Origin of the sequence: Sphingopyxis sp., from assembly GCF_019459305.1 — a bacterium.
Taxonomy (GTDB): domain Bacteria; phylum Pseudomonadota; class Alphaproteobacteria; order Sphingomonadales; family Sphingomonadaceae; genus Sphingopyxis.
The window spans coordinates 1-5,139 of record NZ_JAIBES010000053.1; the positions used below are offsets into that span (position 1 = coordinate 1).

Annotated in this window: 8 protein-coding genes; 6 read left to right on the top strand and 2 right to left on the bottom strand. The window is 68.3% G+C overall.

The features are described from left to right. The first annotated feature begins 88 nt into the window (after positions 1-88). A complete protein-coding gene (locus K0M74_RS06000; protein ID WP_366932637.1) occupies positions 89-1,294 on the top strand; it encodes a zincin-like metallopeptidase domain-containing protein in 1,206 nt (401 codons plus the stop codon). Next, entirely contained in the window at positions 1,291-1,734 is a 444-nt protein-coding gene (locus K0M74_RS06005; protein ID WP_293969134.1) for a DUF2958 domain-containing protein, read from the top strand. Before K0M74_RS06000 ends, K0M74_RS06005 begins: the two co-directional genes overlap by 4 nt. 376 nt (positions 1,735-2,110) lie before the next feature. On the opposite strand, the gene K0M74_RS06010 is transcribed toward K0M74_RS06005, so the two are convergent. Next, the gene (locus K0M74_RS06010; protein ID WP_293969137.1) at positions 2,111-2,404 is read right to left on the bottom strand and encodes a hypothetical protein; all 294 of its coding nucleotides are present in this window, start codon (positions 2,402-2,404) and stop codon (positions 2,111-2,113) included. 437 nt (positions 2,405-2,841) lie between these two features. On the opposite strand from K0M74_RS06010, the gene K0M74_RS06015 reads away from it, so the two are divergent. The 4 genes from K0M74_RS06015 to K0M74_RS06030 all read left to right on the top strand — a co-directional run bounded on the left by K0M74_RS06015 (position 2,842) and on the right by K0M74_RS06030 (position 4,877). Beyond that, positions 2,842-3,165, top strand: a complete 324-nt coding sequence (locus K0M74_RS06015) for a DUF736 family protein (protein ID WP_293969140.1) — start codon at positions 2,842-2,844, stop codon at positions 3,163-3,165. A 167-nt stretch (positions 3,166-3,332) separates the two neighbouring features. After that, entirely contained in the window at positions 3,333-3,602 is a 270-nt protein-coding gene (locus tag K0M74_RS06020) for a DNA-binding protein (protein WP_293969142.1), read from the top strand. Next, positions 3,595-4,167, top strand: a complete 573-nt coding sequence (locus K0M74_RS06025) for a S26 family signal peptidase (RefSeq protein ID WP_293969146.1) — start codon at positions 3,595-3,597, stop codon at positions 4,165-4,167. The genes K0M74_RS06020 and K0M74_RS06025 overlap by 8 nt, the downstream gene beginning before the upstream one ends. Positions 4,168-4,181: 14 nt before the next feature. Beyond that, complete coding sequence (locus K0M74_RS06030) at positions 4,182-4,877, top strand: lytic transglycosylase domain-containing protein (RefSeq protein WP_293969152.1); 696 nt, start codon at positions 4,182-4,184, stop codon at positions 4,875-4,877. Positions 4,878-4,892: 15 nt separating this feature from the next. On the opposite strand, the gene K0M74_RS06035 is transcribed toward K0M74_RS06030, so the two are convergent. Further along, positions 4,893-5,139: hypothetical protein (locus K0M74_RS06035; protein WP_293969149.1), on the bottom strand; the 247-nt coding region annotated here is incomplete at its 5' end.

Below are 5,139 nucleotides of genomic sequence, written 5' to 3' on the forward strand. Positions count from 1 at the left end.
GGGCCCCCGGGGGGCCGCGGCGGCGGGGCCGGTGGCCCGCGCGCGCTCCAGCGGTGCGGCCTCAAGCGAGGGGTAAGGGTTGGTAAACATTGGGGCGTCTCCTCCTGATCAAACCCGCCGCGGCCGGCCCCGGACAGCGGGGCGGGCGGCGAACGCACGGGATCAGGGACCGCCAGTCGAGGCGGCGGCGCACCGGCGGGCGCCCGCGAAGGCCTCGCTTTATGACGCGGTGACGGGCCGCATCGTCGAAGAGCTCGAAGCGGGCCGGATTCCATGGGTGCAGCCATGGGACGCGGCTGGCTTTGCGCCGGGATTGCCGAAAAATGCCGACACCCACCGCAGCTATTCGGGGATCAATATTCTCATTCTGTGGGCCGAGGCGGCGCGGCGCGGTTTTGCGCCGCAGGAATGGCTGACCTTCCGGCAGGCGCTCGCTGCGGGCGGCGCGGTGCGCAAGGGCGAGACGGGCACGACGATCTTTTACGCGGCGCGCTTTACCCCGCATGGCGGTGCGACGGGCGCTGGCGATGGCAGCAGGGGGCCGGGCGAAGGCGGCGGATCGAGTGCGCGCGGCGGCGGCGCGGCAGCGGGCGGGGCAGGCGCTAGCGAGGCAGGGGCTGGCAGCGCGGTGCCGTTCCTCAAACGCTTTACCGTGTTCAACGTCGCGCAGTGCGAAGGCTTGCCCGACCGCTGCACCCGCGCTGCTGCGCCGATGCCGCCGCGCGAGATCATTCCCCACGCCGAGGCGCTGATCGCTGCGACCGGCGCCGATATCCGCATCGGCGGCAATGAGGCCTATTACCACCCCGGCGGCGACTATGTCGCGCTGCCGCCGCAACAGGCCTTTCGCGCCCAGATCGACTATTACCGCACTGTCCTGCACGAACTTGGCCACTGGACCGGCCATCCCTCGCGGCTCGCCCGCGACCAGAGGGGCGGTTTTGCAAGCGCCGCCTATGGCCGCGAGGAATTATGTGCCGAACTTGCGAGCGCTTTTCTCTGTGCCGCGCTGGCGATCCAGCCGACGGTGCGCCACGCCGACTATATCGGCGCGTGGCTCGGCATCATGCGCGCCGACACGCGCGCCATCTTCAAAGCGGCCAGCCACGCCAGCAAGGCCGCCGACTATCTGCTCGGTTTTGCGCCGAACGCCGCGCGGGGCGCGGCGGCGGCAACCGTAACCGCCGCGACGTGCGCGCAGCGCGCGACCGACGCGGCCCGCGACGTCGACGGCGAACACGACGGCGACGTCGATTGCGACGGCGCGGCGCAGGTGAGGGAGGCGAGGGCATGAGGCTGATCCCCCACGATCTCGGCTTCGCGCTCCGCTCCAACGGGCTGACGAGCCGCGTTCATGCGGCCCGCGAGGAAAGTTTCGACCCGTGGCCGGTGGTCAAGCTGTTCAATCCGGTCGGCGCAGCGACATGGCTCGCGACCGAGATCGACAGCGACGGCGACACCTTGTTCGGGCTGGCCGATCTTGGTTTCGGATGCCCCGAACTGGGTTGTTTTTCGCTCGCCGAAATCGCCGCCGTGCGGCTTCCTTTTGGCCTTCGCATCGAGCGCGACGCGCATTTCGACGGCCTCGCGCCGCTTTCGGTGTGGGCCGAGGCGGCGCGGCGTCTCGGCGCGATCCGGCTCGCTGAAAAGGCGCTGCTGCGCCGCAAACTCGACCAGCTTCTGCCCGACCCGCCGCTTGATGCCGCGAGGCACGACGGCGGCAAGGGCAGCTGAGGCGGCGGCGCGTTTCGCCGTCAATCAGCCGGTATCGCCGCATTCACTCAAAGCGGGACCGGCGCTCACTTTGGAGCAACGATTATGAAACTCGATTTTATCGATCTCGACAAGCTGTCGATTGCCAAGACCAATATGCGCACAAGGGCAAGGATCCCGACATCGCCGATATCCTGCCGAGCATTGCCAGGCGGCGTCCTCATGCCTTCGCTCGGGCGCCCCAATTGCGAAGCGGGGTGTTATGGCGCGAGCGCCAGATGCGCCAGCTTACTGGTCCCATGCGCGAGAGAAAGGCGAAATCAGGCCCACGCGACCGAGCGGTGTCTCGCTGGACGAAAAAACCAGCGGCGCGATAGCGGGACAGAACGCGGCCAGGTCAGGCGAGCAGGCGGCGCAGGAAATGGACGCGAAACAGGTCGAGCAGCGCTTCGGCGCTCTCATTGTCGTTGGCATGGGCGGTGACGCGCACGCCGCCGTCATCGGCAGGCGCATATTCGAACGGGTGCAGCCCGGTCAGCCGCAGCGTGGCGGGATCGAGGCCGTCGCGGCGGATGGCAGCCAGCGCAGTGTCGTCGAGCGCGAGGCCGATCCAGATCCCTGCGCTGCGCGCCGCCATCATCGCAAAATCGGGGTGGTCGACGACAATCACAAGCTCGGCTTTTCCGTCCATTGTCGGTTCCCTGTTCAGTGCGCGATAGGGCGCCATCCGCATGTTCCGTCAACGCGCCTGGTGCCCCCGCGAATCCGGTCTTGCCAGGGTGTCTCTTGCCGCGTTCGCGCGCCGCTGGCCATGCCCGTTTCGATGAAGCGTTCAGCAAATTTCGCTTGGCGCTGTGTCGTTCCGGTCATCGCCGGCGGCCATCCGGAGCCGGGTGAGCGATCTGGCCGGGCGCCAACCGACGCGCAACGGGCGGCGCCCGCGCTTTTTTCCCCGCCCGCGTGCCGCGGGCTCCTCGCGCCGCCGCCCAGGCGCGGCCAAAAAAGCGCGGTGCCGTCCGTCCTTCGCTGACGCTGCGGCCCTGCGGGTGCGCGCCGCTTGCGCAGCGCCCGTCCTGCCTCTGCTCACGCTCCGGGGATGGTCTCCGGCAGCGATGAAGGAGACGAGCAATGGCAGCTATCGGCTTTGTGAACGGCACCATCGAAAAGGGATTCGTGGGCCAACTGAAGACGCTTTCGATCCGTGCGAGCATCGAGATCATACCGAACCGGAACAAGGCGGGCGACGCCCAGCCCGATTTCCGGGTCTATAGCGACGGAGTGGAGATCGGCGCGGGCTGGGTCCGGACCGGCGAAGTGTCGGGCAAGACCTATGTATCGCTTAGCCTCGCCGCCCCCGAATTCGGGCCGCGCCGCCTCTATGCGAACCTTGGCCGCGCTGCGGGCCAGAACGACGAAGACACCCACGCCGTCATCTGGAATCCCGCCGACTGAACCGGGTCGTCCGAGCCCCCCGCGCCGCGTGCGCGGGGGGCTCGATTTTTGACCCTCTCGTTTTCGAGCCTCTGCATCTGGGGCGGCGAGTGCAATCTCCAGGTCGATGCCAGGAAGTCGAAGGGGTGCCGACGCTGCCCGCTTCGCAGACGAAGGAGCACGAGAAAATGTCCGATGACGACGATGAAATCGCGCGGGCGCGTCGCTTGATGCGCGGCAGTCCGCACCTCAATACTGAACAGGCCGCCGCCTATCTCGGCATCTCGGTCTGGCGAATGAAAGCGATGCGCAAGGCAGGCACCGGGCCGTGCTACCGCTACCACAGCCGATATATCCGCTATCTCGTCGACGACCTCATTCTCTGGTCGCGTTTGCAATCGCCGGTTGTAACGGACCCCGACCGCAAGCGGGAGAATAGGGAGAAGGTCGATGGCTGACCGCCCCGATCTGCCCCTCATCGCGTGGGGGAATGCCATCCGCTCGGCGCGCATCCGGCGCGAGCGGCTTCGCCGGCGCCTTGCGGTCGGAGCCCTCGGGATTGCGGCGCTTGGCGCGGCGATCGTGGCGCCGCCGGTTCCGCGTCTCGTATGGAACGCGAGCGCCAGCGCGCCGATCGGGCTCTATGTCGTGAACCCCGGCGTGTCTCTGGCGCCGGGCGATATGGTGATCGCGCGGACCCCGGCGCCGTGGCGCGCGCTCGCCGCGCGCCGTCATTATCTTCCCGCCAATGTGCCGCTGGTGAAGCGCGTCGTCGCGGCGCGCGGCGATGTCATTTGTGCGCGCGGAGCCGCGGTGTCGATCAACGGCGTGGCCGCCGTCACCCGGCGCGCGCGCGACGCCCGGGGACGTGTATTGCCGTGGTGGGAGGGCTGTCTAGGGCTCGCCAAGGATGATGCCTTCCTGCTGATGGCCGGCGAAGAGGCGTCGTTCGACGGGCGTTATTTCGGCGCGACGCGCGGGCACGATATTCTCGGAAAGGCGCATCTGCTGTGGGCGCGCTGAGCCGCGCCGCAGCCATGTTCGCGCTCTCACTGACGCTTGGCATCGGGCCTTGCCTTGCGCGCGAGGGCGCCGGCTGGCGTATCCATGTGCGCGAGGCGGCAGCGCGGTTTGGACTTCCGGAAGCCTGGGTGCTGCGCGTCATCGCCGCCGAAAGCGGCGGTCGTACCCACCTCGGCGGCAGACCGATAACCAGCCACGCCGGGGCGATGGGACTGATGCAGGTCATGCCCCGAACATGGGCGAACCTGCGCGCGCGGTACCGGCTTGGCCCCGACCCGCACGACCCGCGCGACAATATCGTCGCGGGCACCGCATACCTGCGCGAAATGTATGATCGCTTCGGATATCCCGGCCTGTTCGCTGCCTATAATGCCGGACCGGGGCGCTATGGCGAGTATCTCGCGCGGGGCCGTCCGCTGCCGCGCGAGACGCGCGATTATGTCACCAAGGTCACCGGTGTAGCTCCCGCGCCGAACATCGCTATGGTGCGAAACACCGAAGCGCAGCCGATCGCCGCGGCGGCGACCGATCCCATCTTTCTGTCGCGCAGGGTGTCGGACGGTGGGGCGCCGATGTCCATGGCGGCACAGCCGGATCAGGGGTCCGAAACCGTCCAAGCGCGGCGTCGCGGCAAGAAAGCGGATGTCGCCGCGTCCTCAGCGAAATCGCTCTTCCTGCTGCGCAAACCGGACCCGATCGGTGACCGCTAGATACGCGGCGCCGGGTCAGGCCGGGAGGGTGGGGCTCGTCTCGGCAAGGCCAAGCATGACGGGCGGCGGCGCGGTTGTACAAGGCCGGCGGTACCCCCAATTTTCTTCGAAAATCGGCTCCCCCACCGCCGCTTCGCGGCGCGCTTCGCGCGGCCCTGCCAGCCGCGCCGCCGCCCGGCTCTTGGGCTGAGCGCGCACCAGCCGCGTGTCCTCGCGGCCTATAAGTAACTTCAGGCCGACGATGAACAGCGAATTGATGATG